30 protein-coding genes are annotated in these 26,529 nt (G+C 65.4%); 20 read left to right on the top strand and 10 right to left on the bottom strand.

Annotated elements, in window-relative coordinates; genetic code table 11:
• The first annotated feature begins 92 nt into the window (after positions 1-92).
• A complete protein-coding gene (locus AC0L2F_RS02415) occupies positions 93-1,394 on the top strand; it encodes an ATP-binding protein (RefSeq protein WP_007615319.1) in 1,302 nt (433 codons plus the stop codon).
• On the opposite strand, the gene AC0L2F_RS02410 is transcribed toward AC0L2F_RS02415, so the two are convergent.
• On the bottom strand, positions 1,321-2,214 hold the full coding sequence (locus AC0L2F_RS02410; protein ID WP_007615318.1) for a YihY/virulence factor BrkB family protein: 894 nt from the start codon (positions 2,212-2,214) through the stop codon (positions 1,321-1,323). The two genes, AC0L2F_RS02415 and AC0L2F_RS02410, sit on opposite strands and share 74 nt — an antisense overlap.
• Positions 2,215-2,418: 204 nt before the next feature.
• Between AC0L2F_RS02410 and AC0L2F_RS02405 the strand changes: the two genes are divergently transcribed.
• The 6 genes from AC0L2F_RS02405 to AC0L2F_RS02380 all read left to right on the top strand — a co-directional run bounded on the left by AC0L2F_RS02405 (position 2,419) and on the right by AC0L2F_RS02380 (position 6,480).
• Entirely contained in the window at positions 2,419-2,613 is a 195-nt protein-coding gene (locus tag AC0L2F_RS02405) for a twin transmembrane helix small protein (protein ID WP_035974492.1), read from the top strand.
• Position 2,614: 1 nt separating this feature from the next.
• Positions 2,615-3,187 carry a cob(I)yrinic acid a,c-diamide adenosyltransferase gene (locus AC0L2F_RS02400; protein ID WP_063994107.1) on the top strand — a complete coding sequence of 191 codons (573 nt, stop codon included), beginning with the start codon at positions 2,615-2,617 and terminating at the stop codon, positions 3,185-3,187.
• A 125-nt stretch (positions 3,188-3,312) separates the two neighbouring features.
• The gene (locus AC0L2F_RS02395; protein WP_063994106.1) at positions 3,313-4,062 is read left to right on the top strand and encodes an electron transfer flavoprotein subunit beta/FixA family protein; all 750 of its coding nucleotides are present in this window, start codon (positions 3,313-3,315) and stop codon (positions 4,060-4,062) included.
• Positions 4,062-5,006 (top strand): electron transfer flavoprotein subunit alpha/FixB family protein, encoded by a 945-nt coding sequence (locus tag AC0L2F_RS02390; protein WP_027514159.1) that lies wholly within the window; start codon positions 4,062-4,064, stop codon positions 5,004-5,006. The genes AC0L2F_RS02395 and AC0L2F_RS02390 overlap by 1 nt, the downstream gene beginning before the upstream one ends.
• Before the next feature lie 191 nt (positions 5,007-5,197).
• Positions 5,198-6,079, top strand: coding sequence for a 3-hydroxybutyryl-CoA dehydrogenase (locus tag AC0L2F_RS02385; RefSeq protein ID WP_063994104.1), 882 nt, complete (start codon positions 5,198-5,200; stop codon positions 6,077-6,079).
• A gap of 206 nt (positions 6,080-6,285) precedes the next feature.
• The gene (locus tag AC0L2F_RS02380; protein ID WP_007597338.1) at positions 6,286-6,480 is read left to right on the top strand and encodes a putative motility protein; all 195 of its coding nucleotides are present in this window, start codon (positions 6,286-6,288) and stop codon (positions 6,478-6,480) included.
• Positions 6,481-6,491: 11 nt separating this feature from the next.
• Here AC0L2F_RS02380 and tlpA read toward each other — a convergent pair whose 3' ends face one another.
• A complete protein-coding gene (tlpA, locus tag AC0L2F_RS02375) occupies positions 6,492-7,181 on the bottom strand; it encodes a thiol:disulfide interchange protein TlpA (RefSeq protein WP_063994103.1) in 690 nt (229 codons plus the stop codon).
• Positions 7,182-7,289: 108 nt separating this feature from the next.
• On the opposite strand from tlpA, the gene argH reads away from it, so the two are divergent.
• The 3 genes from argH to lysA all read left to right on the top strand — a co-directional run bounded on the left by argH (position 7,290) and on the right by lysA (position 10,360).
• Positions 7,290-8,687 (top strand): argininosuccinate lyase, encoded by a 1,398-nt coding sequence (gene argH, locus AC0L2F_RS02370; RefSeq protein ID WP_473247351.1) that lies wholly within the window; start codon positions 7,290-7,292, stop codon positions 8,685-8,687.
• A 93-nt stretch (positions 8,688-8,780) separates the two neighbouring features.
• Positions 8,781-9,071: an LPS translocon maturation chaperone LptM gene (gene lptM, locus AC0L2F_RS02365; protein ID WP_007615309.1), complete on the top strand. Its 291-nt coding sequence runs from the start codon at positions 8,781-8,783 to the stop codon at positions 9,069-9,071.
• Between the two features lie 23 nt (positions 9,072-9,094).
• On the top strand, positions 9,095-10,360 hold the full coding sequence (gene lysA / locus AC0L2F_RS02360; RefSeq protein WP_473247350.1) for a diaminopimelate decarboxylase: 1,266 nt from the start codon (positions 9,095-9,097) through the stop codon (positions 10,358-10,360).
• Positions 10,361-10,417: 57 nt separating this feature from the next.
• Here the strand turns inward: lysA and AC0L2F_RS02355 are convergent, their stop codons facing one another.
• Positions 10,418-10,936 carry an SRPBCC family protein gene (locus AC0L2F_RS02355; protein ID WP_007615307.1) on the bottom strand — a complete coding sequence of 173 codons (519 nt, stop codon included), beginning with the start codon at positions 10,934-10,936 and terminating at the stop codon, positions 10,418-10,420.
• Between the two features lie 182 nt (positions 10,937-11,118).
• On the opposite strand from AC0L2F_RS02355, the gene AC0L2F_RS02350 reads away from it, so the two are divergent.
• The 3 genes from AC0L2F_RS02350 (at position 11,119) to AC0L2F_RS02340 (ending at position 12,618) form a co-directional block, all read left to right on the top strand.
• Complete coding sequence (locus tag AC0L2F_RS02350; RefSeq protein WP_063994099.1) at positions 11,119-11,817, top strand: winged helix-turn-helix transcriptional regulator; 699 nt, start codon at positions 11,119-11,121, stop codon at positions 11,815-11,817.
• Between the two features lie 134 nt (positions 11,818-11,951).
• Positions 11,952-12,278, top strand: coding sequence for a DUF1330 domain-containing protein (locus tag AC0L2F_RS02345; protein ID WP_473247349.1), 327 nt, complete (start codon positions 11,952-11,954; stop codon positions 12,276-12,278).
• Positions 12,279-12,342: 64 nt separating this feature from the next.
• Positions 12,343-12,618, top strand: a complete 276-nt coding sequence (locus tag AC0L2F_RS02340) for a hypothetical protein (RefSeq protein WP_063994098.1) — start codon at positions 12,343-12,345, stop codon at positions 12,616-12,618.
• A 61-nt stretch (positions 12,619-12,679) separates the two neighbouring features.
• On the opposite strand, the gene AC0L2F_RS02335 is transcribed toward AC0L2F_RS02340, so the two are convergent.
• Both AC0L2F_RS02335 and AC0L2F_RS02330 read right to left on the bottom strand, forming a co-directional pair.
• Complete coding sequence (locus AC0L2F_RS02335; RefSeq protein ID WP_473247348.1) at positions 12,680-13,576, bottom strand: NAD(P)-dependent oxidoreductase; 897 nt, start codon at positions 13,574-13,576, stop codon at positions 12,680-12,682.
• 223 nt (positions 13,577-13,799) lie between these two features.
• A complete protein-coding gene (locus AC0L2F_RS02330; protein WP_007615302.1) occupies positions 13,800-14,183 on the bottom strand; it encodes a carboxymuconolactone decarboxylase family protein in 384 nt (127 codons plus the stop codon).
• Between the two features lie 166 nt (positions 14,184-14,349).
• Here AC0L2F_RS02330 and AC0L2F_RS02325 point away from each other — a divergent pair, with 166 nt between their 5' ends.
• A complete protein-coding gene (locus AC0L2F_RS02325; protein WP_473247347.1) occupies positions 14,350-16,296 on the top strand; it encodes a TIGR02302 family protein in 1,947 nt (648 codons plus the stop codon).
• A complete protein-coding gene (locus AC0L2F_RS02320) occupies positions 16,284-17,444 on the top strand; it encodes a DUF4175 family protein (RefSeq protein WP_456653287.1) in 1,161 nt (386 codons plus the stop codon). Before AC0L2F_RS02325 ends, AC0L2F_RS02320 begins: the two co-directional genes overlap by 13 nt.
• A 105-nt stretch (positions 17,445-17,549) precedes the next feature.
• Here the strand turns inward: AC0L2F_RS02320 and AC0L2F_RS02315 are convergent, their stop codons facing one another.
• Together AC0L2F_RS02315 and AC0L2F_RS02310 are read right to left on the bottom strand one after the other, a co-directional pair.
• Positions 17,550-17,924, bottom strand: coding sequence for a response regulator (locus AC0L2F_RS02315; RefSeq protein ID WP_063994095.1), 375 nt, complete (start codon positions 17,922-17,924; stop codon positions 17,550-17,552).
• A gap of 59 nt (positions 17,925-17,983) precedes the next feature.
• A complete protein-coding gene (locus AC0L2F_RS02310; RefSeq protein WP_473247460.1) occupies positions 17,984-18,865 on the bottom strand; it encodes an MJ0042-type zinc finger domain-containing protein in 882 nt (293 codons plus the stop codon).
• Between the two features lie 191 nt (positions 18,866-19,056).
• Here AC0L2F_RS02310 and ftsE point away from each other — a divergent pair, with 191 nt between their 5' ends.
• The 4 genes from ftsE to AC0L2F_RS02290 all read left to right on the top strand — a co-directional run bounded on the left by ftsE (position 19,057) and on the right by AC0L2F_RS02290 (position 22,465).
• Positions 19,057-19,716, top strand: coding sequence for a cell division ATP-binding protein FtsE (ftsE, locus tag AC0L2F_RS02305; RefSeq protein ID WP_008135325.1), 660 nt, complete (start codon positions 19,057-19,059; stop codon positions 19,714-19,716).
• Positions 19,709-20,677, top strand: a complete 969-nt coding sequence (locus AC0L2F_RS02300; RefSeq protein ID WP_007597308.1) for a cell division protein FtsX — start codon at positions 19,709-19,711, stop codon at positions 20,675-20,677. Before ftsE ends, AC0L2F_RS02300 begins: the two co-directional genes overlap by 8 nt.
• 276 nt (positions 20,678-20,953) lie before the next feature.
• Positions 20,954-21,658, top strand: coding sequence for a YdcF family protein (locus AC0L2F_RS02295; RefSeq protein ID WP_007615296.1), 705 nt, complete (start codon positions 20,954-20,956; stop codon positions 21,656-21,658).
• 33 nt (positions 21,659-21,691) lie between these two features.
• Positions 21,692-22,465, top strand: coding sequence for a lysophospholipid acyltransferase family protein (locus tag AC0L2F_RS02290; protein ID WP_473247346.1), 774 nt, complete (start codon positions 21,692-21,694; stop codon positions 22,463-22,465).
• Here AC0L2F_RS02290 and AC0L2F_RS02285 read toward each other — a convergent pair.
• The gene (locus AC0L2F_RS02285; RefSeq protein ID WP_473247345.1) at positions 22,462-23,073 is read right to left on the bottom strand and encodes a gamma-glutamylcyclotransferase; all 612 of its coding nucleotides are present in this window, start codon (positions 23,071-23,073) and stop codon (positions 22,462-22,464) included. The genes AC0L2F_RS02290 and AC0L2F_RS02285 overlap by 4 nt on opposite strands.
• 110 nt (positions 23,074-23,183) lie before the next feature.
• Between AC0L2F_RS02285 and AC0L2F_RS02280 the strand changes: the two genes are divergently transcribed.
• Positions 23,184-24,368 carry a DUF2125 domain-containing protein gene (locus tag AC0L2F_RS02280; protein ID WP_063994093.1) on the top strand — a complete coding sequence of 395 codons (1,185 nt, stop codon included), beginning with the start codon at positions 23,184-23,186 and terminating at the stop codon, positions 24,366-24,368.
• A 97-nt stretch (positions 24,369-24,465) separates the two neighbouring features.
• Here AC0L2F_RS02280 and AC0L2F_RS02275 read toward each other — a convergent pair whose 3' ends face one another.
• Complete coding sequence (locus tag AC0L2F_RS02275) at positions 24,466-25,404, bottom strand: prephenate/arogenate dehydrogenase family protein (protein ID WP_473247344.1); 939 nt, start codon at positions 25,402-25,404, stop codon at positions 24,466-24,468.
• Complete coding sequence (locus AC0L2F_RS02270; protein WP_007615291.1) at positions 25,401-26,495, bottom strand: pyridoxal phosphate-dependent aminotransferase; 1,095 nt, start codon at positions 26,493-26,495, stop codon at positions 25,401-25,403. The genes AC0L2F_RS02275 and AC0L2F_RS02270 overlap by 4 nt, the downstream gene beginning before the upstream one ends.
• Positions 26,496-26,529 lie beyond the last annotated feature (34 nt).

Here is a 26,529-nt window from a genome sequence, read left to right as displayed (position 1 = left end):
GGTTAGCCAAACGCTACCGTGACTCCGGGTGTTCCGCCGTGCCATGCTCGCCTCACGGCCCGGGTTCGAAGGGGATACTTCGAAGGGGAGTTATGGCGGCGAAAACGCGCGCAGCGCGCACTACGGGGACGTCCAAGCGAGTGGCTCGGAAGCGCTCCGGGCCGACCGCCCGGTTGGGCAAGCGCAGCACCAAGCGGGTCGAGCCGGACGTCGTCCAGGCCGCGCTTGCCGCCTTTGCCCATGAGGTCCGCACCCCCCTGACCGGCATTCTCGCGATCAGCGACCTGCTCGCGACGTCGGATCTCGGCGAACGGGAAAGACGCTGGGCCGACACGATCAAGGCCGGGGCCGAGCATCTGGCGAACCTCGCCACCCTGTTCGTCGATGCCGCCAGAACCGGCAAGGGCGTCGGGAAGGGGGGCGGGGGTGGAAGCACGCTGCGGCAGGATTTGTTCGACCTGCGGACTCTTGCCCGCAACGCCGGCGATTCGCTGGCCGGTCGCGCCGCGGCCAAGGGTCTCCAGGCCAAGGTCGATATCTCGGAGAAGCTGCCGGGGCTGGTGGTCGGTGATCCCGTCCGCCTGCGCGCCGCGCTCGAGAACCTGATCGACAATGCCGTGAAATTCACCGAGCACGGTGGCGTGGCGCTCACGGTCGCGCCTTGGCGTTCCGTCAAGAGCAAGGACAAGACCAAGAGCAAAGGCAAAGCCAAGGGTAAAGGCAGCATCGGCGTCGCCTTCGCCGTGTCCGACAGCGGCATCGGCCTCACCATGGCCGAGATCAAGCGGCTGTTCCGGCCGTTTACCCAGGCCAATGTCACCATCGCCTCGCGCTTCGGCGGCGCCGGACTGGGCCTGTCGTCGGTGAAGCAGCTGGCGCGCGCGATGGGCGGCGACATCACGGTCGCCCCCCGGCCCGGCGGCGGCGCCACCTTCACGTTGACGGTCTCGGTGGATGCCACGGGATCGGGCAAGTCCAGCAGGGCGAAGCGCGAAGCCGGGATGGATGCAGTCCCGGCGCTGCGCTTGCTCAGCGTCGAGGACAATCCGTTCGGCCGCGTCGTGCTCAACACCATCCTGACCGAGCTCGGCCATCATGCCGAGTTCATCGGGCGCGGCGAGGACGCGGTGAACCGGCTCGCGCAGGGCGCCTTCGACGCGGTGCTGATGGATATGGTGCTGCCGGGCATCAATGGCGTCGAGGCGATCAGGCGGATCCGCACCATGGCGACGCCGTTGGCTCAGATCCCCATCATCGGGGTGTCAGGTCGCGGCGAAGACGAAGTCGCCTCACGCGAGGCCGGCGCCGACGCCTTTCTGGTCAAGCCTGTGTCTCCGCGGGCGCTAGCGACTGCGCTGCTTGCAGCGACACGCCGTGAGGAAGCCGCGACTTGATGATCGCGGCGTTGAGCTCGCCGCCGAAAACGAAGATCGCGGCGATGAAGTAGAGGAACACCAGCGCGATGATCACCGAGGCGAGCCCGGCATACATTGTCACGTAATTGTTGGCGAAGCGCGCGAGGTACTGGCCGAAGACGATGCCCGAGATCAGCGACGCCACGATGGTGAAGACGATGCCGGGCAGGATCTGGAGGAACCGACGCCGTCCCGCCGGCAGCCAGGTATGCAGGATGATCAGCGCCACCACCAACGCGGCGACGGTGATGCCGTAGCGCAGCCAGGTGAGGATCCTCTCGTTGGATTCAACGAACAGCGGAATGTGCGCACGCGCGGCCTCGATGAGCAGCGGCCCGAGCACGATCAGGAATGCCATGGCGAGCGCGGTGAAGGCCGCAATCAGCGTGTATGCGATCGATTCCAGCCGAAGCCAGTACCAGGGCCGCATCTCCACGACCGCATAGGCGCGGTTGAGCGCGACCCGCAGCGCCTCGACGCCGTTGGAGGCGAAGTAGACCGACAGCACCGCACCGATGGTGAATAGGCCGGTGCGGGTCGTGGTCAGCACGTCGTGGACTTCCCCCGAGATCGAATCCGCGACCTGCTTGGGCCAGACCTGGAGCATCAGGCTGGCCGCCTGGTCCGCGAGTTCCTTAGAGCCGAAGAAGCCGGCGAGCGAGGTCAGCACGATCAGGAACGGGAACAGCGCCATCAGAGTCGACAGCGCGATATGGCTCGCGATCGCCCAGCCATCGTCGGCCAGGAACGTGTAGAACGCGTCCATCACGACGACGTAGATGGTGCGGATTGCCTTCACGCGCCACCTGCACTGCTGTTGCCATGTCCTCTTCCCGCGCGCGGGAAGCGCATTCCGGCCTCTTCCCGCAAGCGGGGAGAGGCGAAGAGGATGGGCAGTTCGCGCAAATCCAGATTCATCCAGCTAGCTTCTGATATTATTGGCTTAAAAGCCAGATCGGGAACGCCATGGCGGACCGGCGCGCAGGGTGTTATCTACCCTCGGATGGCATCCCTCCTGAGTACTTTCATCCTGCCGATCGCGGCCGGCGCCGTGGCGTTGGTGCTGCTGCTCGGTCTCATCAACATGATGCGCGGCGGCTCGCCCAACACCTCGCAGAAGCTGATGCGCTGGCGCGTGCTGCTTCAGTTCGTGGCGATCGTCATCGCGATGGTCGCCGTGTGGGCGATGGGGCGTTAACATGGTCGTGCTCAACCGCATCTATACGAAAACCGGTGACGACGGCACGACAGCGCTCGGCTCGGGCGAGCGCCGGCCGAAATATGATCTGCGCATCGAGGCCTATGGCACGGTCGACGAGACCAATGCTGCGATCGGCGTGGTCCGGCTTCACACCAGGGATGCGCCCGAGCTCGACGCGATGCTTGGCCGCATTCAGAACGATCTGTTCGACCTCGGCGCGGACCTCGCGGTGCCCGAACGTGAGGGCAAGGCGGAGCGGCTGCGGGTGGTGGCGAGCCAGGTCGAGCGGCTCGAGCGCGACATCGACGCGCTCAACGACAAGCTGGCACCCCTGACCTCGTTCGTGCTGCCGGGCGGCACGCCAGCCGCCGCCTACCTCCATGTCGCCCGTACGATTTGCCGCAGGGCGGAACGCGTGATGGTGGAACTGGCGGCGCGGCCGGAAGAGCCTGTGGGTGCCATTGGCATCCAGTATATGAACCGCCTGTCGGACTTCCTGTTCGTGGCCAGCCGCGCCAGTAACGATGACGGCGCCGGCGACGTGCTCTGGGTTCCGGGCCAGAATCGCTGACCCATCAGGCGGCGCATTTCTGAGCGCCAAAATTACACCCCATCGCGCGTTGACCGGGCCGGATCAGGCCTTTAGGTTCCGCGCCAGTTGATAAACCCCCTCCCAGATTGAGTGAAAGAGGATCGATGAAGGTCTTGGTGCCGGTAAAGCGGGTGGTCGATTACAACGTCAAGGTCCGCGTCAAGAGCGATGGATCGGGCGTTGAACTCGCCAATGTCAAAATGTCGATGAACCCATTCGACGAAATTGCGGTCGAAGAAGCGCTGCGCCTGAAGGAAGCCGGCAAGGCGACCGAAGTCGTGGTGGTCTCCATCGGACCGGCGCAGGCCTCGGAAACGATCCGCACCGGTCTCGCCATGGGCGCCGATCGCGGCATCCTGGTGAAGGCCGATGGCGCGGTCGAGCCGCTCGCCGTCGCCAAGATCCTGAAGAAGATTGCGGACGAAGAGCAGCCGGGCCTGATCATTCTCGGCAAGCAGGCGATCGACGACGACAGCAATCAGACCGGCCAGATGCTGGCCGCGCTGCTCGGCTGGTCGCAGGCGACCTTCGCCTCGAAGCTCGAGGTCGAAGGCAGTGACTTCAAGGTCACCCGCGAAGTCGACGGCGGCTTGCAGACCGTGAAGCTGAAGGGACCGGCGATCGTCACCACCGATCTCCGTCTCAACGAGCCGCGCTACGCCTCGCTGCCGAACATCATGAAGGCCAAAAAGAAGCCGATTGCGGACAAGACCGTGGCCGATTACGGCGTCGACCCCACCCCCCGCCTCGAGGTCCTCAACACGACCGAGCCGGCGGGCCGCAAGGCGGGCGTCAAGGTCAAGGACGTCGCCGAACTGGTGTCGAAACTCAAGAACGAAGCCGGGGTGCTCTGATGACGACGCTTCTTATTGCCGAACACGACAATGCGTCGCTCAAGGATGCGACCAACAAGGCCCTGACCGCAGCGGCCGCGCTCGGCGCGGACGTCGAGGTTCTGGTGGCCGGCGAGAACGCCAAGGCCGCGGCGGACGCCGCGGCAAAGCTCGCCGGTGTGAAGAAGGTGCTGCTCGCCGACGGCGCGCTTTACGCGCACGATCTGGCCGAGCCACTGGCCGCGCTGATCGTTTCGCTGGCGCCGTCCTACGACGCCATCGTCGCGCCCGCGACCTCGCGCTTCAAGAACGTGATGCCGCGCGTCGCGGCCCTGCTCGACGTCATGCAGGTCTCGGAGATCACCAAGGTGGTCGCCCCCGACACCTATGAGCGTCCGATCTACGCCGGCAACGCCATCCAGACGGTGAAGTCGAAGGACGCCAAGAAGGTCATTACGGTGCGCACCTCCACCTTCGCCGCAGCAGGTGAAGGCGGCAGCGCGTCGGTCGAGAGCGTCGCGGCGGCGGCCGATCCGGGCCTGTCGTCCTTTGTCGGCGAGGAAGTCGCAAAGAGCGACCGTCCCGAACTGACCTCGGCCAAGATCATCGTCTCCGGTGGCCGCGCCATGCAGAGCCGCGAGAATTTCGCAAAGTACATCGAGCCGCTCGCCGACAAGCTCGGCGCCGGTGTCGGCGCTTCGCGTGCCGCGGTGGATGCGGGCTATGCGCCGAACGACTGGCAGGTCGGCCAGACCGGCAAGGTCGTGGCCCCCGAGCTCTATGTCGCCGTCGGCATTTCCGGCGCGATCCAGCATCTGGCCGGCATGAAGGACTCCAAGGTGATCGTCGCGATCAACAAGGACGAGGACGCGCCGATCTTCCAGGTCGCCGATTACGGCTTGGTCGCCGACCTCTACCAGGCGGTTCCGGAGCTGACGGCCGAACTCGGCAAGCTCGGCAAGTAAACGCGCTAAAACACCGGCCGGAGCCATAAACTCCGGCCGGTGTTGCTTTTTGAGGCGTTTTCTTTGGCGCGGGACACGCCTTCGAAGCGATCCAATCTAGGTTTCGAGGCCGGGTTCTGATTAAATCGGATCTCCCGGCTCGGGGGATAGGCAGGCGCGGTTGATAGCGCGCCGTTCCGGTGGATGACATTATGGCGGCAGTAATCAAGAAGGTCGGCGTGATCGGCGCGGGGCAGATGGGCAATGGCATCGCGCATGTCGCTGCGTTGGCCGGCTTCGACGTGGTGCTCAACGACATTTCGACCGACCGCCTCAAGTCAGGCATGGCCACGATCAACGGCAATTTGACGCGCCAGGTCTCCAAAAAGGCCGTCAGCGAGGACGACAAAACCAAGGCGATGGCGCGTATCGTGGCCGGCGAGAAGCTGGACGATCTCGCGGACTGCGATCTTGTGATCGAGACCGCGGTCGAGAAGGAAGAGGTCAAGCGCAAGATTTTCCACGAGCTCTGCGCCGTGTTGAAGCCGGAGGCGATCGTTGCCTCCGATACTTCCTCGATCTCGATCACGCGGCTCGCCGCCGCCACGGATCGGCCCGAACGCTTCATCGGCATTCACTTCATGAATCCGGTGCCGCTGATGGAGCTGGTGGAGCTGATCCGCGGCATCGCCACCGACGACCAGACCTTCGAGGCGTCAAAGGAATTCGTCGGCAAGCTCGGCAAACAGGTCGCGGTCTCCGAGGATTTCCCGGCCTTCATCGTCAACCGCATCCTGCTGCCGATGATCAACGAGGCGATTTACACGCTGTACGAAGGCGTGGGCAACGTCGAGGCGATCGACGCGGCGATGAAGCTCGGGGCGCACCATCCGATGGGCCCGCTGGAGCTCGCCGATTTCATCGGTCTCGATACCTGCTTGTCGATCATGCAGGTGCTGCATGAAGGTCTCGCCGACTCCAAGTACCGCCCGTGCCCGCTGCTGGTGAAATACGTCGAAGCAGGCTGGCTCGGTCGCAAGACCCAGCGCGGTTTTTATGACTATCGCGGCGCCAAGCCGGTTCCGACGAGATAAAGCTGTCTCGTGCCCCGGACGCTGCGCAGCGCGTTAGCGATGCGCAGCAGAGCCGGGCCCAGAAGCCTCGTGCATGCTGAAGCATGGGTCCCGGCTCTGCGGTGCGTCACTTCGTGCCGCGCCGCGTCGGGGCACGGAGCAAGCCTACCTTTCATGTCCGGTTAACCGCTCGCCTCTAGGTTACGCGCGGTACGAGGGTTTGCGTAATGGACATGATGGCGATGGTCAGCAGCATGCTGGCCTCTCAGCAAGGCGCGCTGCAGTCGAATATCTCGGCGACGCTGATGAAGCAGAACGCGGATGCGGAGAAATCCACCGTCCTGACGCTGCTCGGCGCCGGACAGCCCTCGCTCGCCAATGTCGGCGCCGGCGTCGGCGGCAACATCAACGTCACCGCCTAAAACATCATCGGCTAGAACGACGCGGCGGCTTTACCTGTCGCAGCCCGGATCAGCTTGAGCGCATCCTCGCTCGCCCATTCCGCCGGCCCTGCGATCGTCGCGATCTCGCAGCCTTGCGGATCGACCAGCACCGAGGTGGGCATGCCCAAAGCCCGGCCTATCGCCTTAAGATCCTGAAAAACCTTGGCTTTCTGATCATTGAAATAGCCGAGCCTGATAAGATTGGCCTCTTTCAGGAACGTCTTGGGCTTTTCGGGGTCGCGGGTGTCGATATTGATCGCCACGACCTCGAAATTCGGGCCCGAAAGCTTGCCCTGGAGCTCGTCGAGCGCCGGCATTTCCTTGCGGCAGGGCACGCACCAGGTGGCCCAGAGGTTCACCAGCAGCGTCTTGCCGCGGAAATCCGACAGCTTCTTCGGCTTGCCGTCGGCGTCCTCGAAGGCCAGGTCCGGCAGCTTTAGCGGTGCGGTCGCCATGGTTAGCGCCGCCACCTCGCCATGGGCGAGCGGGGCGATCTTCTGTGCGGTGTTCACCGCGGCCCGGCAGGCGGGATCGCCGGAGGGAGCCCGGCCCAGGCCCAGCCCGTACAGCGCGGCAAAGCCAGCCAAGCCTCCGACCACCACGGTGGCGATCACGACGGGGATCCGGCGCGTGGCCGACCGTGCTGTCCGTTGGTCGAGCCTATCGTTGGGGTCGAGCATATCGTTTGTCATCCGGTCGCAGATATGGCTATCAGAGGCCTCTTAATACGACTGGCAGCCGTCAGCAAACGTGCGGCGACGAGACAGGCAAGGCGTGAGCAGGGGATCATGAGCAACAAGATGTGGGGCGGCCGGTTCTCGGAACGTCCCGACGAGATCATGGAAGAGATCAACGTCTCCATCGACGTCGATCGTCACCTCTTTGCCCAGGACATTGCCGCGTCCAAGGCCCACGCCGCGATGCTGGCCGCACAGGGCATCATCACGGCCTCTGATGCGAAAAATATCGGCAAGGGTCTAGACACGATTTTGTCAGAGATCGGCAAGGGCGGCTTCGAATTCAAGCGCGCGCTCGAGGACATTCACATGAATGTCGAGAGCCGCCTGTCCGAGCTGATCGGCCCCGCCGCCGGCCGCCTGCACACCGCGCGCTCGCGCAACGACCAGGTCGCGACCGATTTCCGTCTCTATGTCCGCGACGTCCTCGATGAGACCGACGCCGCGCTCGCCGCGTTCCAGCAGGCGCTGGTCGAGCGCGCGCTGGAGCATGCCGGAACGGTCATGCCGGGCTTCACGCATCTGCAGACCGCGCAGCCGGTGACCTTCGGCCACCATCTGCTCGCCTATGTCGAGATGGCCGCGCGCGATCGCGGCCGGTTCCAGGACGCGCGCAAGCGGCTGAACGAATCCCCGCTCGGAGCTGCGGCGCTCGCCGGTACCTCGTTCCCGATCGACCGTCACGCCACGGCGAAGGCGCTCGGTTTTGATCGTCCGATGGCGAACTCGCTCGATGCGGTCTCCGATCGCGACTTCGTGCTGGAGACCCTGTCGGCGGCCTCGATCTGCGCCGTGCACATGTCGCGCTTCGCCGAGGAGATCGTGATCTGGACCTCGCCGCTGGTCGGCATGATCCGCCTCAGCGACAAGTTCACCACGGGATCCTCGATCATGCCGCAGAAGCGCAATCCTGACGCCGCCGAGCTGGTGCGCGCCAAGACCGGCCGCGTGATCGGCGCGCTCAATGGGTTGCTGATCGTGATGAAGGGCCTGCCGCTCGCCTATCAAAAGGACATGCAGGAAGACAAGCAGGGCGCGATGGAAGGCTTCGCCGCGCTGTCACTCGCGATCCGCGCCATGACCGGCATGGTCCGGGATCTCGTGCCCGATGAAGCGAAGATGAAAGCGGCCGCGGGCGAGGGCTATGCCACCGCGACCGATCTTGCCGACTGGCTGGTGCGGACGCTGAAGATGCCGTTCCGCGAGGCCCATCACGTCACCGGCCGCATCGTCGCGAAAGCCGCCGAGGGCGGCGTGGCGCTGCACGAGCTGCCGCTGAGGGAGATGCAGGCGATCGAAGCGAAGATCACGAAGGACGTGCTCGGCGTGCTCTCGGTCGAATCGTCGGTGAAGAGCCGGACCAGCTTCGGCGGCACCGCGCCGAAGAACGTGGCGGCGCAGGCCAAGGCCTGGCTGAAGCGATTGGAAAAAGAGCGAAAATTGGGCTGAGGGCAAAATTTCGCTTATGTTTCATGGTCATCCGGGTCTCGCCAGAGCGCGCCAATCTCTGTATGGTGCGCCGCGCGTAGTGGGGATTTCGTCGTGACGTCAAAGTTTCGCCCGGCCGGCTCGGGGTGGGCCATCATTGTCTTGAGCCTGACGGCGCTCGCGCTTGCCGGCTGTGGCCGCAAGGGCCCGCTGGATCTGCCGCCGACCGCCTCCAGCGCGTCCACGGCCAACGTTGCGCCGCCGACCGATACCGAGACCGAAGCCCAGAAGACGCCGAGCGTGTTCAATCCCACCTATGGCGCGGACGCCGCACCGGCGGCGACCAAGGGCAGGAAGAAACCGTTTATCCTCGACCCGCTCCTGGACGAAAGACCCAGCCGATAGGCTGGGGCAACTGAGCCAACGCCATGAACCATTTTGACTATCGCAACGGCGTGCTGCACGCCGAGGCGGTGAACCTGTCCGAGCTGGCTGCAACCGTCGGCACGCCGTTCTATTGCTATTCGACCGCGACGCTCGAGCGGCATTATCGCGTTTTCACCGACGCCTTCGCGGGCGAGAAGGTGCTGGTCTGCTACGCCATGAAGGCGAACTCCAATCAGTCGGTACTGCGCACGCTGGCCAGGCTGGGGGCCGGCGCCGACGTGGTCTCCGGCGGCGAATTGAAGCGCGCGCTGGCCGCCGGCATTCCCGCAAACAAGATCCTGTTCTCCGGCGTCGGCAAGACGGAAGCCGAGTTGCGTGCCGCGCTGGCCGCCGACATCCTCTGTCTCAATGTCGAATCCGAGCCCGAGCTCGAGCTGCTGTCGCGCCTTGCGACCGAGATGGGGAAGACCGCGCGGATCTCGATCCGTGTCAATCCTGACGTCGATGCCGGCACGCATGCAAAGATCTCGACCGGCAAGTCCGAGAACAAGTTCGGCATCCCGATCGCGCATGCCCGCGAGGTCTATGCCCGCGCGGCGAAGCTGCCGGGCATCGAGGTCACAGGCACCGACGTGCATATCGGCAGCCAGATCACCGACCTCTCCAAGATGGAGATCGCGTTCCGCATCCTGTCCGAATTCGTGCAGACGCTGCGCGCCGACGGCCACAACATTTCGCATGTCGATTTCGGCGGCGGCCTCGGCATTCCCTATTACATGGACCGCGAGGCGCCGCCGGCGCCCGACGCTTATGCCGCCATGGTCAAGCGCGTCAGCCACAATCTCGGCTGCACGCTGATGTTCGAGCCGGGCCGCATGATCGTCGGCAATGCCGGCATCCTGGTCGCCAAGGTGATCTACGTGAAGCACGGCGACGGCAAGAATTTCGTCATCATCGACGCCGCCATGAACGATCTGATCCGTCCGACGCTGTACGAGGCCCATCACGACATCCTGCCGGTGACGCAGCCTGCGAAGGGGGCCGCGACCATCATGGCCGACGTCGTCGGCCCGGTCTGCGAGACCGGCGACTACCTCGCACTCGACCGCACGCTGCCGACACCAAGGCCCGGCGACCTCATCGCCATCATGACCGCCGGCGCGTATGGCGCGGTGCAGGCCGGCACCTACAATACGAGACCGCTGGTGCCCGAGGTGCTGGTGAAGGGCGACCAGTACGCCGTCGTGCGTCCGCGCATCGAGGTCGAGCAACTGATCGCGATGGATACGCCGGCGCCCTGGCTGTGAGGCTGTGATCGTCCACGATGAGCGCAGCTACCGCTGCGCCCATCGCTGCATTGACTCCTACTTCTTGAACCGGTCCCTGATCGCGGCGAGGCCGGAATCATAGACGCCGCCGAGGGCATCGACCGCTTCCTTCTCCCGCCCCGGGTCGGGCGTGTAGATGCCGGTCCATGTCACCACCGACGCGCCTTCACCCTTTGCCGTGACCTTGATGGTCGACTTGTACTGGCTCACCGGCAGTGGGCTCGACAGGAACGCGTAGGAATAGCTGTAGTCTTTGTCGTTCCGCGCAGTCTGCGTCTCCACGAACGAAGCCTTGCCGTCCCTGGTGACGAGCGTCCGGGTTGGCGGCGACTTGCCGTCCGCAATGCACTGCCCCACCGGCGGCAGCCAGTCCTTGATCGCGCAGAACGGCCCGATGACGGACCACACCTCGGCCGCAGCACTGCTGACCTCGATGCTCCTCGTCAGATTGGCTGCGGACGCCGGCATGACGCCGACGCCCAGGCTGAGGGCGCAAATCGCGGCGCTGCGAACCGAAACGAGCAATCTGGAAGCCGTCGAATCGTATTTCTTCATGGTAATCTCCTGTGTCCGGCGGGCCGCGATTGCGGCGGCCGGCTTGCCAATGCCGGTCGAATAGACGCTCACCACGGTCCGCGGCCAGTTCAGAGAATGAATCGCTGCTGATACAGAAACTGAACTAGGAAGCCGCGCGCCGCGGCCCTAAGGTTGCGCCTTCGCTTGTCACGGAGGACCGCATGACCATCGGCAGCTACAGGCAGTTCTGTCCGGTCGCGATGGCGGCCGAAATATTATGTACGCGCTGGACCGTCGTGCTCCTCCGCGAGCTCATTGCCGGCTCGACGCGCTTCAACGAGCTGCGCCGCGGCGTTCCGCGGATGTCGCCTGCCTTGCTCTCGCAACGTCTCAAGGAGCTCGAAGCCGCCGGCATCCTTACGCGCCGGGCGTCGGCTTCCGAGCGCGGTATCACAGAATATCTGCTGACCACAGCCGGACGCGAACTCGGCCCCATCGTCGAGGCGTTCGGCATCTGGGGCCAGCGCCGCATCGAGTCGCATCTGTCGCTTCAGCATCTCGATGTCCAGCTGTTGATGTGGGACATGCGGCGGAATTTGAACACGACGCCGATGCCGACCCGCCGCAGCGTGCTGCAGTTCGCGTATCCGGAGTTACCTTCGACGCAGCGATTGTGGTGGCTGATCGTCGATCCCGACGACAGTGTCGACCTCTGCTCGATTGATCCCGGTTTCGACGTTGACCTTTACGTGTCGGTTGATCTGCGCACCATGACGGCGATCTGGATGGGGCTCGATACCGTGCGCGCGGCCGTCGCAAGCCGGCGGATGCTGCTCACCGGCGACCGGCAGCTTGCCGCGGCCATGCAAAGCTGGCTTGGCCTTAGCCCGTTCGCCAAGGAACGCAAGCTGGCGAGCTGATGCAGGGCGGCGCAATTCAGTATTTGTATCGCCCCGCTACAGTTCCCGTACTGGCGAGCCCGCGCCGTGTTCTGGCACCCCAGTGATGCCCGCCTGTATCAACGCGGAGCTGAACTCGAGCCAGGAGACACGACATGACAGTGTATCTGATCGCGGACATCAAAGTAACCGACGGAAAATGGGTGCCGGACTATGCGGCCTCCGTTCACGACCTCGTGCACAAGCACGGCGGCAAGTACCTTTCGCGCAGCGGCAATGTGAAGACGCTGGAAGGTACCCCTCTCGACACCTCACTGATCGCGATCATGTCGTTTCCAACGGCGAAAGCGGCCGAGTCTTTCGTCACTGATCCCGCCTACGGCCGCTTCGCGGCAGCGCGCAGGGGCGGCAGCGAGAGCCGCTTCCAGTTGATCGACGATACGGACTTGGCCGGCACGATTCCCTATCTTGCCAAGGCTTGAACTGCGTCTTCGTCAAACACTCGGCCGCAGGCGGAGACGTGCCCGGCCAACACAGGAGATTGGAATGAACGATTCGCTCGCCGGCGCCGGCCTGCTTCGCATGCTTTTCGTAGCTTGCAGCGTGGCCTTCATGCTCGGACTTTCCGGCGCCGCGTCGGCCCGGGTCACGCGGTGCGACGTTACGTGGGTCAGCTGCAACAACACCGCTGCGAAATGCTCGAGCGAGAGACGGTGCATGCGCAGGTGCGACGAGAAGTACATCAAATGCAGCGGGGGCTCGGCCTCCCTGCAACTGGAGCAGCCGATCGACCTTCTGGAACTTGGCAGACGCCGCTCGTAGCAGATCGATCCAAGGAGGACAGCGCAGCGCCGGTCTTCGGCGCTGCGTTCTCGTGTTGGCGCTAGCTGGGTGGCCTGCCGCCCACCACAACACCCGCCTTCTTCTCGATCGGCTTGATCGCCGCGGTGAAATCGGACTCGGCGCCTTCCGCGCTGATGACCGTCTCCCACAACCGGCCGACCGCATCCGCGACCTCCATCGACAGGCCGAGCTGCTTCATCTCCTCCAGCGCGAGCCGCACGTCCTTCACCATCAGTCCCGTGGCGAAGCCGAAGTCGAAGCTGCGGGGCAGCACCGAGCGCGGAAACTTGTCGCGGCTCGCGGTGTTCATGCCGGAGCCGGCATTGATGACGTCGATCATCACGGCCGGATCGAGCCCCGCCTTGACGCCCATCACCACCGCTTCGGAGGTTGCCACGATCGCGGTGGCCGACAAGAAGTTGTTGGCGAGCTTCATGGTCTGCGCCGCGCCGGGCTTCTCGCCGATGAAGAATACTTTTCCGATGATGTCGAGCGCGGGCTTGAGCAGCTCGAACTCGGTCTTCGGACCCGAGACCATCACCGCCAGCGTGCCCTTCTCCGCGCCGCCGACGCCGCCGGAGACGGGGCAGTCGATCTGCACGATGTCATGCTTGGCGAGCAGGCCGTGAATCTTCACCGCCATCGCCGAGCCGACGGTGGAGAGATCGATGAAGCGTTTGACGCGGCTCCCCTCGATCACGCCGTTCGGCCCCGTCGCAACCGCGAGCGAAGCCTGCAGCGAAGGCAGGCTCGCCATGACCGTATCGACCTGGTCGGCGACCTCCTTCGGCGACGTCGCCGCAGTGGCGCCGCGCGCCACCAGCTTGTCGACGACCTCTTGGCGCGTGTCGAACACGACGAGCCGGTTACCGGCCTCGATCAGCCGCCGCGCCATCGGGAAACCCATGTTTCCGAGGCCGATGAATCCGATGTCCATGGTGTTTCCTTGTGTTGAATATTCGTTGTTGTTGATCGGCGCGCATCCATCCTCGGTGTCGTCCTGGCGAAAGCCAGGAGCCATTACCCCAGGGAGATGTTGTGGTGCGAAGTGGTAACTCCGAGTGCCCGTAACCACACCTGCCGGTGGCTATGGGTCCTGGCTTTCGCCAGGACGACGTGGAGGAGGGACGTCGCGTTACCGTCCCTCACACCGGCGCGGCTCACGCCTTGGCGTCGATCTCCGCGAACACCTCGCGCGCGATCCGAAAACTGTCGACTGCGGCCGGCATGCCGCCATAGATCGCGACCTGCATCAGGATCTCGCGGATCTCGTCGCGGCTGACGCCGTTGGTGAGTGCGCCCTTCAGATGCGCGCGGAATTCGTGCTGACGATTGAGGATCGCGATCATCGCGATGTTGAGCATGCTGCGGGTCTTGCGCGGCAGCTCCTCGCGGCCCCACACCGTGCCCCAGCAATATTCGTTGAGCATCTCCTGGAACGGGCGGTTGAAATCGTCGACGGTCTTCAGGGCGTTGTTGACATAGGCCTCGCCCAGCACCGCTTTGCGGACTTCCAGGCCCTTGTCGTGCATCTTCTTGTCCATGGCGTTTCCTTTGTTTTCCTTGGCTGCCGGCGCGGAAATTACGGGGTTGCGGCGGGCCAGTCACGTCCTCGTGTTATGCGGGAAAAGGGGTGTCTCCCGTACAGGAACGGATGCCTCAGTGCTGCCGTTGTGGTACGCTTCTCTACCGGGCAACCTGGAGAGTTGATTGAACGGCGTCACCCCCGACCCGTCAGACCCGATCCGCGATGGCGACGCTCTGTCGCGGCTGAAGCTGGCGCAAGCCCTGCAGCGGGCCACTTATGCCATCGCGTGGGAGCGTGCCTGGCCAAATTTGGCGCGGCTTCTTACCGTCGCTGGCCTGTTCCTGGTGGTGTCATGGGCCGGCCTCTGGCTGGCGCTGCCGTCCATTGCCCGCGCCATCGGGCTCCTTGTCTTCGCCGGCATCGCGATTGCCGTCCTGTTCCCGTTGAGTCGCTTTCGCTGGCCGAGCCGCGAGGAGGCGCTGGCCCGGCTCGACCGCGGCTCCGGCATCCGTCACCGGCCGGCCACCACGCTGACGGACACGCTGAGCTCGCAGGACCCGGTTGCGCAGGCATTGTGGCGGGCGCAGCGCGAGCGCACGCTGGCTTCGATCAAGCGCATCCGCGCCGGTCTGCCGAAGCCCCGGCTCGCTCTGCATGATCCCTGGGCGCTGCGCGCGCTGGTCATGGTGATGCTGGTTGCGACCTTCTTCGCCGCTGGCGACGAGCGTGCGATGCGGCTCGGGGCCGCCTTCCACTGGAACGGCGTGCTGGCCCCGACGAATGTCCGCGTCGATGCCTGGGTCACGCCGCCGCTCTACACCGGCAAGCCGCCGGTCATCCTGTCGGCCGCGAACAAGGAGGCCGCCGCGCTGCCGGCCAGCGGCCAGCTTGCCGTTCCCGCAGGCTCGACCCTGATCGTGCGCTCCTCCGGCGGCAGCCTGGATGTTGTCGTCTCCGGCGGCCTCAAGGAAGTCGCGCCCACCGAAGCTGCGCCCAAGGGCACCAACGAGAAGCATTTTACCATCAGCGGCGACGGCACCGCGCATGTCCGCGCGCCCTCGGGCCAGCCGCAATGGGCGTTTGCGGCAACGCCGGACCGGGCGCCGACGATTGCGCTGGCCAAGGATCCCGAGCGCCAGGCCCGTGGCGGACTCCAGCTCACCTACAAGGTCGAGGACGATTACGGTGTCACCGGCGCCGACGCGCAAATCGGGCTGCGTCCCGGCGATGCCAAAGATGGTGTCAAGGATGGCAGCAAGGAGGCCGACACCAAGGCCGCCGCGCGGCCGCTATTCCAGCCACCGCAATTTCCGCTCGTGCTGCCGAATGCGCGCACCCGCAACGGCGTCGGCCAGACGGTGAAGGATCTCAGCGAGGATCCCTATGCCGGCGCCGACGTCACGCTGACCCTCACCGCCAAGGACGAGGCCGGCAACCAGGCCAGGAGCGAGCCCTTCAACATGCGCCTGCCCGAGCGGCTGTTCACCAACTCGCTCGCGCGCGCGCTGGTCGAGCAGCGCCGCATCCTCGCGCTCGACGCCAACAAGAATTCGGATGTCTATGCCGCGCTCGACGCGCTGATGATCGCGCCCGAATTGTTCACGCCGGATGCGGGCTGCTATCTCGGCCTGCGCAGCCTGGCGCTGCAGCTGGAAGCCGCCCGCACCGACGACGCGCTGCGCGATGTGGTGGGAAGCATGTGGGCGTTCGCGGTCACCATCGAGGACGACGGTGTCGCCGGCAGCGTCAACGCCGCGCTGCGCTCGGCTCAGGATGCGCTCAAGCGTGCGCTGGAACGCGGCGCCAGCGAGGACGAGATCAAGGCGCTGACGCAAAAGCTTCGCGAGGCGATGGCCGGCAAGGTGCGCGATCTCGCCCGGCGCGCCGAGCAGAATCCGCTTGGACCGCGGCAGCCTTTCCCGGCAGAGGTTCAGCTCATCCTCGACAAGTCCGTCGAGCTGAAACAAAAGACCCAGAACGCCACGCCCGAGCAGCTCGAAGAGCTGGCGAAGCAGCAGGACGCGTTGCGCGAGCAGCTTCAGGCCTATCGCAAGTCGGCGAACAACCGGGCGAAGCCGGGCAACGACGGTGCCAACCAGTCGACGCGAGACCGTAAATGCGGAAGCTAGCACGCGTGCCAGTCTTGAAGGCGATCTCGATCGCCTGCCTCGCCTTCCTGTTGGGAGGCGTCTCGCCCGTGGCTGCCCAGCAGGATCAGGATGTCGATGCCCTGCTCGATGGCGCTGAAAAGGCGATGCAGGATTCCGGCGACAGCCTCAGGCAGAAGGAATCCGGCAAGAGCCTGAACAATCAATCCGATGCGATTCAGAAGCTCGAGGACTACAAGCGCGCGACGGAAAAGAGCCAATCCTCCAATCGCGATCGTTCGGTCATCACGCAGCGCGACCTCGACGAATTGCTGAAGCAAATCGAGAAGGCGGCGCGCGAAGGCAATAAAGAAGCGGCCCAGCGCATGCTCGAGCAGCTCGCGCAGATCATGGAAAACCTCCAGATGGCGCAGCCCGGGCAATCCGGCGACAGCGATATGGAGCAGGCGCTCAACGAGCTCAGCGACATGATCCGCAAGCAGCAGCAATTGCGCGACAAGACTTTCAAGCAGGGCCAGGATTCCCGGCGTGAGCGCTCGCGCGGCAAGCAGCAGGGCGACCAGTCGATGTCGGATCTCCAGCAGGATCAGCAGTCGCTGCGGGATCGCCTGAAGAAGCTGCAGGACGAGCTCGCCAAGCGCGGCCTCACGCAGAAGGGGCAAAAGGGCCAGAAGAGCCAGGGCCAGAAAGGGCAGAAGGGTCAGCAGGGCGAGCAGGGACAGCCGGGCCAGGATGGCGATCAGGACGGTGACCAGGGCGATGACGACGGCAGTCTGGACGCCGCCGACGGGGCCATGGGCGATGCCGGCTCGCAGCTCGGCGAAGGCAATTCGGACGGTGCGGTGGACGCGCAGGGGAAAGCGCTCGAGGCCTTGCGCAAGGGCGCGCAGAAGATGGCCGAGGCGATGCAGCAGGGCGATGGCGACGGGCAGGGCGATGGCCCCGGCAACCGCGCCGGCCGCCAGCAGAGCGGGGGCAATCAGACCGATCCGCTCGGCCGCCCACTTCACGGCCGCGATCTGAGCGACGACTACACGGTCAAGATTCCCGGCGAGATCGACGCCCAGCGCGTCCGCCGTATCCTCGAGGAGCTCCGCCGCCGCTTGGGGGATAGCTCGCGCCCGCAGATCGAGCTCGACTATATCGAGCGGCTGCTGAAGGATTTTTGAGGCTGTCGCAGCTTTCGTAGCCCGGATGAGCGAAGCGATATCCGGGGCCGCCGGTCCCGCATGTCGCTGCGCTCATGCGGGCTACAAGCTACGAACCCGAGGCCGTTACCCCTTCTTCGCCGCCAGCGCGTCCGCCACCGCCGTGCGGATGTCGGCGACCGAGAATGGCTTGGTCACGACGTCGTGCACCAGCGCATTGAGGTTCGAGGCGCGCTCGCGCTGGTCGGCAAAGCCGGTCATCAGCAGAATGGTCAAATCGGGGAAATCGCGTGCGACGGAAAGCGCCAGCGCGATGCCGTCCATCACCGGCATCTGGATGTCGGTGAGCAGCAGGTCGAACCCGCCGTCGGCGCGCGTGAGGATCTCCAGCGCCTCGGCGCCGTCTTGCGCGGTGACGATCTCGTGGCCATCCATGGCGATTGCGCGCGCCACCAGCTGGCGCATCGAATCCTCGTCGTCGGCGATCAGGATCTTGGACATGAGACGAACCTCGGGATCAATCTCGCGACCAACTTTGCCTGCGAGACCTGCGAAATCGATTATACGCTGCCGCCGGCGATGTCGCGCCGGTTGAAGAAGCGAACGTCGATATTGCGGCCCTCCGGCGGCGGCGAGGCCAGGCGCGAGCGGAAGAAGGCGCGCTCGCCGGGCTGTAGCACGGTCTGTTCCAGAACGGCGTTCCAGGCGTAGATTTCCGCGCCCTGCGCGTCGCGCACCGCGAAGCGCAGCCGGGGAATGTCGAGCGGCTTCTTGCCCTGGCCCACGATCACGCCCTCGATCACCAGCACCTGCTTACCGTCCACGGTCTCGCTGGAGAGCTTGACGTCCTTGAAGGCCAGTGCGCGCAGGTTCACTTCGAGGCCGACCATCCTGTAGAAGGCGGCCGTCTGCGGCAGCAGCCGCACCATGTCGCCGCGCCAGATCACCAGCGCCAGCACCAGCGCGCCCATGGCGGCGCAGGCGGTTGGCAGACCGAAATGGGATTTTCGCGGGGCCGCGGTGGCCACCGGACGGTGCACTCGGGCGCCGCGGCGGCGGCCGAACAGGCCACGGAACCAGGACTGGTGCTGTTCGCCGACGACTTCCTCCTCGACGGACCGGGCGGCCGCGGACCATTCGTCCTCGGTGTCGGTGGCTTCCTGGTCCGGCCAGTCGCTGGCGATCGAGGGGCTGTCAACGACAGGCGCGTCAGCGGCGCCGTCGTCCTGGGCATAGGAGTTCCACTGCTCGGCGAGATCGGACTGGTCGTCGCTCCGGCCGGCCGCGGCCATGGCCGGGACAGATGCCTCCTCGATGGCATCCTCGGCATGGGCGACCCAGGTTTCCTTGCAGCGGGAACAGCGCACGGTCCGGCCGTTTGCCCCAAGGCTCGCGGGCTTGATGGCGTAGGATGTCGTACAATGAGGGCAGACGATATGCATGGACGAGCCTTGATGCATGGACAAGTCTTGACGGTGACACGGTCGCGGAGAACCGAGCGGGAAAGATGCTGCCAATTATGCTACAGGACGACCGTTAACGAACCGGAAACCATAACGGCCGCAAAACCCGCTGATCCCGTATGGCGGAGCACAGCCGTGCGGCCCGCGGCCTCTCTCGAACGGAGCTGAGCTTGGTTCGGTTCGAAAATGTCGGATTGCGTTACGGCCTGGGGCCCGAGGTCCTGCGCGACCTCAATTTCCAGATCCCGGCGCATTCTTTCCAGTTTCTCACCGGCCCGTCCGGCGCCGGCAAGACCTCGTTGCTGCGCCTGTTGTTCCTCTCGCATCGCCCGACGCGGGGCCTCGTCAATTTGTTCGGTCACGACATCTCGCAACTCGGCAAGGACGAGATCGCAGACTTGCGCAAGCGCATCGGCATCGTGCTCCAGGATTTCCGCCTGCTCGACCACATGACGACCTATGAGAACGTCGCGCTGCCGTTCCGCGTCATGGGCCGCAGCGAATCGAGCTACCGCAAGGAGGTCATCGATCTCCTGAAATGGGTTGGGCTCGGCGAGCGCATGGATGCGCTGCCGCCGATCCTGTCCGGCGGCGAAAAGCAGCGCGCGGCGATCGCGCGCGCCGTGATCTCCCGGCCGCAACTGCTGCTGGCCGACGAGCCGACCGGCAGCGTCGATCCGACGCTCGGCCGCCGCCTGCTGCGGCTGTTCATCGAACTCAACAAGTCAGGCACCGCCGTCATCATCGCCACCCACGATATCGCCCTGATGGACCAGTACGAGGCGCGACGCTTCGTGCTGCACCAGGGACGGCTGCACGTCTATGAATAGGCCCGACGAGCGCGGCGTGCTGGTCGATCTCGGACAGGAGGGTCCGCCGCTCCCGGCCAGGGCGCGCAACATGTCGCCGATCGTGCCGCGCGCCTCGATCCACGGCCGCGCGCTGGTCGCCGTCGTCGCTATCATGACCTTCCTGGCCTCGATGACGACCGGCACGGTGCTGCTGGTGAGCGCCTCCGCCGCCGAATGGCAGTCGGATGTCGCCAGCGAGATCACCATCCAGGTCCGCCCGCAGACCGGCCGCGATCTCGAACGCGACACCGCGGCGGTGACCGAGGCCATGCGCGCGCAAGCCGGCATCGTCGAGGTCAAGCCGTTCACGAAGGACGAGAGCGGCAAGCTGCTCGAGCCCTGGCTCGGCACCGGGCTGTCGATGGACGATCTGCCGGTGCCGCGCATGATCATCGCGCGCGTGCAGCCCGGCACGGCGCTCGATCTCGGCGCCTTGCGCGCCCGCGTGACCCAGGTGGCGCCAAGCGCCAGCGTCGACGACCACCGCGCCTGGATCGAGCGCATGCGCTCGATGACCAACGCCACCGTGCTCGCCGGCCTCGGCATCCTCGCGCTCGTCATCGTCGCCACCATCATCTCGGTGTCGTTCGCGACCCGAGGCGCCATGGCGGCGAACCGTCCGATCGTCGAGGTGCTGCATTTCGTCGGCGCCGGCGACCGCTACATCGCCAACCGCTTCCTGCGTCATTTCCTCAGGTTGGGGCTGGAGGGCGGCGTGATCGGCGGTGGCGCCGCCATGCTGGTGTTCGGCTTCTCCGAGTCGATTGCAGGCTGGTTTTCCGGCACCCCCGTCGGCGACCAGTTCGCCGCGCTGCTCGGCACCTTCTCGCTGCGGCCGTCCGGCTACATCGTGCTTGCGGTGCAGGCCGTGCTGATCGGCGCCATCACCGCGGTCGCCTCGCGCCAGACGCTGTTCGCGACGCTGAATGATGTCGATTGAAATGGTTTCTTCCTTCTCCCCTTGTGGGAGAAGGTGGCGCGAAGCGCCGGATGAGGGGTTCTATCCACGTGCACGAACGTCGATGCCAGTTCGCGGAGACATACCCCTCACCCGTCTCGCCGCTATCGCGGCGAGCCACCCTCTCCCACAAGGGGAGAGGGGAAATCTAGTTCGCGGCCCCAGTGCTTCGCCACATCGATTGAGGCCGACAAACCGGACTCCACTTCGCCTCAAAACGTCCTAAAATCACCTCTGGGAAGGGATCACCGACATCGCATGACCGCGCCGACCGACGATCGATCGCCGAAACTGCCGCGCGGCTGGCTGCGCGCGGCCGTGATATCGACGATTGCGCTCGCCTTTGTCGGCGCGGCGGCGGGCTTCATCGCGTTTCTGTCGCAATTGCGGGGCGCCGAGATCGCGCCGGACCGCAAGGCGGACGGCATCGTGGTGCTGACCGGTGGCTCCTCGCGGGTGTCGGATGCGATGGAGCTGCTCGCTGCCGGTTACGGCAGGAGGCTCCTGATCTCCGGTGTGCACCCGACCTCGACGGCGAGCGACATCTCCCGGACGCTGCCGGAGAACCAGTCCTTCATGCGTTGCTGCGTCGATCTCGACCGCACCGCGGTCTCGACCCGCGGCAATGCCGCGGAAGCGCGGCGCTGGGCCGCGGGACGCGGCTTCAAATCGCTGATCGTGGTGACCTCGAACTATCACATGCCGCGCGCGCTGGTGGAATTCTCGCATGCGATGCCGGAGACGACACTGATCCCGTTCGTGGTGGTCGGCGACAAATGGCGCGAGGAGCCGTGGTGGACCTCGGCGTCCACCTTGCGGCTGCTGTTGTCGGAATATGTCAAGTACATCGCGGCCGAGCTCAGGGTGCGGCTGGAGGATTTCGGGATTGACCTTTCGCCCGAGATGTCGGAGCAGCCTTCCGGGCTGCAGCCGAAGCGGCCCGCCACCGCACAGGCCAATTGATCGGCAACTGATCGGCAATTGATCGGATCCTCGATGTTCTTGATTTTCCTGCGATCGCTCGTGTTCAACGTGCTGTTCTACGCCGTGCTGGTGTGCCTCGCGATCGTGGCGCTGCCGACCTTCGCATTGCCGCCGCGCGCCATGCTCACGGTTGCGCAATGGTGGGCGAAGGCGACGCTGTTTCTGATGCGGGCCGTCTGCAACATCAAGGTGGAATTCCGCGGCCTCGAAAGGATACCGACGGGACCATTGGTCGTCGTGGCGAAGCACCAGTCGTTCTGGGAGACGTTCGTCTTGCCGGGCTTTTTCGACCGTCCGATTTTCATCCTCAAGCGTCAGCTCATGCAGATCCCGGTGTTCGGCCAGTTCCTGGTCAAGACGGGGATGATCGCGATCGACCGCAATGCCGGCGTCAAGGCGCTGCTGGACATGACGCGGCGTGCGCGGGAAGCGGTGCGCAGCGGCGCGCAGCTCGTGATCTTTCCCGAAGGCACGCGCCGCGCTCCGGGCGCGCCACCGGACTACAAAAGCGGCTTCGCGCAGATCTATTCGTCCTGCGGCGCGCCGTGCCTGCCGATCGCGCTCAATTCCGGCCTGTTCTGGCCGCGCCGCACCTTCATGCGCTATCCCGGCACGCTGGTGGTGGAGTTCCTCGATCCGCTGCCGCCGGGCTTGCCCAAGGACGAGTTTCTCTCCCGTGTGCAAACGGTGATCGAAGACGCGACTGGCCGCCTCGTCGAAGCGGGCCGCAAGGAGCAGGAGCAGCTGATCGGCTCGGCGCCGAGCTATGCGCCGTCGGAGAGCTAGCGGTTTTCCCGATCGTCCAACGGAGCCGGCGCGTGCTGAGAATGCGCATCACCATGCAGCATCATGGCAAGCTGATGCAGCGGCGCATCGCGAAAACCTTCGGCCTCGATCGCCTTCACCGTCGCGGTCACGTAGTCGCGGTTGGCGCCGGACTGGCCGTGGCCCTGGAGCACGTGGCGATGCTGGTCGGTGAGCGACAGCCGGCCGGCATATTGCACATGGCCGCGATCGACGACATAGGCGAGCGCGGAGACGCGCTGCCGCGCGTCGTTCTCCAGCCACACCGAGCGCATGACTTCGCGATAGACCGACGTCACCTGCTCGCGCGCGCGCAAATAGGCGACGACGTCGGCGCGGTTCTTTTCGGCGACGCGGAAGGCGATGCCGCGACAGGCGCCGCCGCGGTCGAGTCCGAGCACCAGACCCGGCTTCTCCGGCGTGCCACGGTGGACGAAGGAATAGACACAGAGCGCACGATGCTCGCCGACCAGCCGCGCCGGGACGCGCTCCTCGAATTCGAAGCCCGGCCGCCACATCAGCGAGCCGTAGCCGAACACCCAGAGGTCGCCTTTGGCTGTGGTGACGGAGGGGAGGGTGATTTCCGACATTTCGGGCACGGCTACCAGAACCGCGCCCCCAAGCGAAGCGAATTCTCAGCCTTTCGTCGCAGCCGCACCTCGCTTACATTTGACAAAATCAGGGGTCAAAGGATCGCCGCATGTCCGATATGACCGTTGCCGCGCGCCGGCGCTCCCGCTGGGGCCTTTTCATCGCCCCTGTCATCCTCCTGATCCTCGCGGTGGCGTGGAGCTGCTTCTGGTTCTATGCGGCGTCGCAGGCCGAAATCGCCGCCGACGCCTGGCGCGCGCAGGAGGCCAAATCCGGCCGCGTCTATGATTGCGCCAAGCGCTCGATCGCGGGCTTCCCCTTCCGCTTCGAGGTCCAATGCTCCGGCGCCAGCGTCGCCCTGGTGTCGCAGAACGCCAGCAAGACGCCGTTCACGGCGAAGCTCGACAACATCCTGGTTGTCGCCCAGGTCTACGATCCCAAGCGCGTCATCGCCGAATTCACCGCACCCGCGACGCTCACTGACGGCGTCACGCAAAGCACCTTCGTCGTGAACTGGAGCAAGGGCCGCAGCAGCGTGTTCGGCCTGCCCGCCGTGCCGGAGCGCGCCTCCATCGTGTTCGAGGACCCGACCGTCAATCGGGTCGACGGCAGCGTGCAGGTACCGCTCGCGCGCGCGAAACAGGTCGAACTGCATGGACGTCTTGCGGATGGATCGACGTCCGATCATCCCGTGATCGAGACCGTGCTCCAGATCGCGCAGGGCAGCATCCAGGGCGTTCATCCGCTGCTCGCCGAGCCGTTCGAAGCCGACACGCGGGCGAAGATCACCGGACTCTCCGACCTCACGCCAAAGCCGTGGCCGCAGCGCTTCCGCGAGATCCAGGCCGCCGGCGGCCATATCGAGATCGTGCAGTCCCGGATCCAGCAGGGCGAGATGATCGCGGTTGCGGCCGGCACGCTCGGGCTCTCGGCCAACGGCCGCCTCGACGGCGAATTGCAGATGACGGTGACGGGTCTCGATCGCGTGATCCCCGCGCTCGGCATCGAGAAGATGCTGGAGGAGGGGGTGCCGCAGGCGACCCTCGATCGCGTTGCGCCCGGCGTGAAGTCACAGGACCTCAACAATCTGTTCGGTGCGCTCGACCGTGCCGTTCCCGGCCTCGGCAAAGTCATCAAGCAGAACGCCAATGCCGGCGTTGCCGCCGGCATCAATTCGATCGGCACCGAGAGCACGCTGGAAGGCAAGAAGGCTCGCAGCTTCCCGCTGAAGTTCGTCGACGGCGCTGTGCTGCTCGGCCCGGTCAAGGTCGGCCAGATCCCGCCGCTGTATTGATTGCTGTAGCCTGGATGGAGCGAAGCGCAATCCGGGGTTCTTCAATACAGCCGCAAGTCCCGGATTACGCTTGCGCTCCATCCGGGCTGCTTCAGTGCTACGGCTTGTTGCCGAGCTGCGCATGCGGCCGGCCGAAGTCGGGCGCGGCCGAGTCCTGGCCGATTTCGACGATGCCGCGGCGGATGGCGCGGGTGCGGGTGAAGTGGTCGAACAGCGCCTCGCCGTCGCCGCGGCGGATCGCGCGGGTGAGCTTGGCCAGATCCTCGGTGAAGGTGCCGAGCATCTCCAGCACGGCTTCCTTGTTGGCGAGGAAGACGTCGCGCCACATCGTCGGATCGGAGGCGGCGATGCGGGTGAAATCGCGAAAGCCGCCGGCGGAGAACTTGATGACCTCGGACTCCGTCACCTGCGCCAGCTCGTCGGCGGTGCCGACGATGGTGTAGGCGATCAGATGCGGCAGATGGCTGGTGATCGCGAGCACGAGATCATGATGATCCGGCGTCATGATTTCCACCTTGGCGCCCATCGCCGCCCAGAACGCGCGCAGGCGATCGGTGGCAGCCGCATCAACGCCCTCCGGCGGGGTGAGGATGCACCAGCGGTTGATGAAAAGCTCGGCGAAGCCTGAATCGGGGCCCGAATGCTCGGTGCCTGCGACAGGGTGCGCCGGCACGAAATGGATGCCGTTCGGCAGATGCGGCGCCATATCCCTGACGATGGCGCCCTTGACCGAGCCGACGTCGGAGATGATCGCGCCTCGCTTGAGATGCGCGGCGATCTCCTGCGCCACCGGCCCGCAAGCGCCGACGGGAATGCAGAGGATGACGAGATCGGCCTCCTTCACGGCTTCCGCATTGGTCGCCACGACCTGATCGACGATGCCGAGCTCCATCACGCGTGCGCGCGTCTTCTCCGAGCGCGCGGTGGTGACGATCTCGCCAGCCAGGCCCTGGAGCTTCGCAGCGCGCGCGATCGAGCCGCCGATCAGGCCGAAGCCGATCAGCGCGACGCGCTGGAAGTGCGGGGTCGCGCTCATCGTCCGGCCATGAAGTCGCGCAGGCCCTCGACGACGAGGCGGTTGGCCTCCTCGGTGCCGATGGTCATGCGCAGCGAATGCGGCAGGCCATAGTTCTTCAAGCCGCGCAGCACCAGCCCGCGCTTGGTGAGGAAGGCGTCGGCTGCGTCCGAAGTCTTGCCCTCGGTCGGGAAGTGGATCAGCACGAAATTGGCGACGCTCGGCGTCACCTTCAGCCCGAGCTTGCCGATCTCCTCAGCGAGCCAGTTGCGCCAGGTCTCGGTGAACTGCTTCGACATGGCCTGGTGCGCGGTGTCCTCGATCGCGGCAACGGCAGCGTACATCGCCGGCGTCGACACGTTGAAGGGACCGCGGATGCGGTTGACCGCGTCGATGATATGCTCGGGGCCGAACATCCAGCCGATGCGCAGCGCGGCGAGACCGTGGATCTTGGAGAACGTGTGCGTTACCACCGTGTTCTCGGTGGTCGCGACCAGCTCGATCCCCATTTCATAGTCGTTGCGCGAAACGTAGTCGCAATAGGCCGCGTCCAACACCAGCAGCACGTGCGACGGCAGGCCGGCGCGCAGGCGCTTGACCTCGTCGAACGGCAGATAGGTGCCGGTCGGGTTGTTGGGGTTGGCGAGCCAGACCAGTTTCGTCCGCGGCGTCACGGCTTTCAGGATGGCGTCAACATCCGCGGTGAGGTTCTTCTCCGCCGCGACGACGTTCCTGGCGCCGACCGCCATGGTCGCGATCGGGTAGACGAGGAAGCCGTGCGTGGTCGAGATCGCCTCGTCGCCATGGCTCAGATAAGTGTGAGCGAGCAGGTTGAGGATCTCGTCCGAGCCGGCGCCGCAGATGATGCGGTTGGGATCGAGCCCGAAGGTGCGCCCGATCGCTTCGCGCAGCACGCGCGAGGTTCCTTCCGGATAGTCTTCCAGATGATCAGCCACGTGCTTGAACGCCTCGATCGCCCTCTGCGAGGGCCCGAACGGCGTTTCGTTGGCCGAGAGCTTGAACACCTTGCGGCCCGGCTCCGGCACCGGGGTCTTGCCGGGCGTGTAGGGCGCAATATCGAGAATGCCGGGGTTCGGCACGGGGCGGGACATCTTTAACTCCGGAATGGCTTAAGCGGTTCGCGAC

The organism is Bradyrhizobium sp. Ken64, from assembly GCF_055807555.1.
Note: the sequence above shows the minus strand (reverse complement) of the source record. Positions and strands in the feature narration are given on the sequence as shown.

Coding starts and splice junctions, on each gene's coding strand:
- AC0L2F_RS02415 (WP_007615319.1), top strand. CDS start 93: ATGGCGGCGAAAACGCGCGCAGCGCGCACTACGGGGACGTCCAAGCGA.
- AC0L2F_RS02405 (WP_035974492.1), top strand. CDS start 2,419: ATGGCATCCCTCCTGAGTACTTTCATCCTGCCGATCGCGGCCGGCGCC.
- AC0L2F_RS02400 (WP_063994107.1), top strand. CDS start 2,615: ATGGTCGTGCTCAACCGCATCTATACGAAAACCGGTGACGACGGCACG.
- AC0L2F_RS02395 (WP_063994106.1), top strand. CDS start 3,313: ATGAAGGTCTTGGTGCCGGTAAAGCGGGTGGTCGATTACAACGTCAAG.
- AC0L2F_RS02390 (WP_027514159.1), top strand. CDS start 4,062: ATGACGACGCTTCTTATTGCCGAACACGACAATGCGTCGCTCAAGGAT.
- AC0L2F_RS02385 (WP_063994104.1), top strand. CDS start 5,198: ATGGCGGCAGTAATCAAGAAGGTCGGCGTGATCGGCGCGGGGCAGATG.
- AC0L2F_RS02380 (WP_007597338.1), top strand. CDS start 6,286: ATGGACATGATGGCGATGGTCAGCAGCATGCTGGCCTCTCAGCAAGGC.
- tlpA (WP_063994103.1), bottom strand. CDS start 7,181: ATGCTCGACCCCAACGATAGGCTCGACCAACGGACAGCACGGTCGGCC.
- argH (WP_473247351.1), top strand. CDS start 7,290: ATGAGCAACAAGATGTGGGGCGGCCGGTTCTCGGAACGTCCCGACGAG.
- lysA (WP_473247350.1), top strand. CDS start 9,095: ATGAACCATTTTGACTATCGCAACGGCGTGCTGCACGCCGAGGCGGTG.
- AC0L2F_RS02355 (WP_007615307.1), bottom strand. CDS start 10,936: ATGAAGAAATACGATTCGACGGCTTCCAGATTGCTCGTTTCGGTTCGC.
- AC0L2F_RS02350 (WP_063994099.1), top strand. CDS start 11,119: ATGACCATCGGCAGCTACAGGCAGTTCTGTCCGGTCGCGATGGCGGCC.
- AC0L2F_RS02345 (WP_473247349.1), top strand. CDS start 11,952: ATGACAGTGTATCTGATCGCGGACATCAAAGTAACCGACGGAAAATGG.
- AC0L2F_RS02340 (WP_063994098.1), top strand. CDS start 12,343: ATGAACGATTCGCTCGCCGGCGCCGGCCTGCTTCGCATGCTTTTCGTA.
- AC0L2F_RS02335 (WP_473247348.1), bottom strand. CDS start 13,576: ATGGACATCGGATTCATCGGCCTCGGAAACATGGGTTTCCCGATGGCG.
- AC0L2F_RS02330 (WP_007615302.1), bottom strand. CDS start 14,183: ATGGACAAGAAGATGCACGACAAGGGCCTGGAAGTCCGCAAAGCGGTG.
- AC0L2F_RS02320 (WP_456653287.1), top strand. CDS start 16,284: ATGCGGAAGCTAGCACGCGTGCCAGTCTTGAAGGCGATCTCGATCGCC.
- AC0L2F_RS02315 (WP_063994095.1), bottom strand. CDS start 17,924: ATGTCCAAGATCCTGATCGCCGACGACGAGGATTCGATGCGCCAGCTG.
- AC0L2F_RS02310 (WP_473247460.1), bottom strand. CDS start 18,865: ATGCATATCGTCTGCCCTCATTGTACGACATCCTACGCCATCAAGCCC.
- AC0L2F_RS02300 (WP_007597308.1), top strand. CDS start 19,709: ATGAATAGGCCCGACGAGCGCGGCGTGCTGGTCGATCTCGGACAGGAG.
- AC0L2F_RS02295 (WP_007615296.1), top strand. CDS start 20,954: ATGACCGCGCCGACCGACGATCGATCGCCGAAACTGCCGCGCGGCTGG.
- AC0L2F_RS02290 (WP_473247346.1), top strand. CDS start 21,692: ATGTTCTTGATTTTCCTGCGATCGCTCGTGTTCAACGTGCTGTTCTAC.
- AC0L2F_RS02285 (WP_473247345.1), bottom strand. CDS start 23,073: ATGTCGGAAATCACCCTCCCCTCCGTCACCACAGCCAAAGGCGACCTC.
- AC0L2F_RS02280 (WP_063994093.1), top strand. CDS start 23,184: ATGTCCGATATGACCGTTGCCGCGCGCCGGCGCTCCCGCTGGGGCCTT.
- AC0L2F_RS02275 (WP_473247344.1), bottom strand. CDS start 25,404: ATGAGCGCGACCCCGCACTTCCAGCGCGTCGCGCTGATCGGCTTCGGC.
- AC0L2F_RS02270 (WP_007615291.1), bottom strand. CDS start 26,495: ATGTCCCGCCCCGTGCCGAACCCCGGCATTCTCGATATTGCGCCCTAC.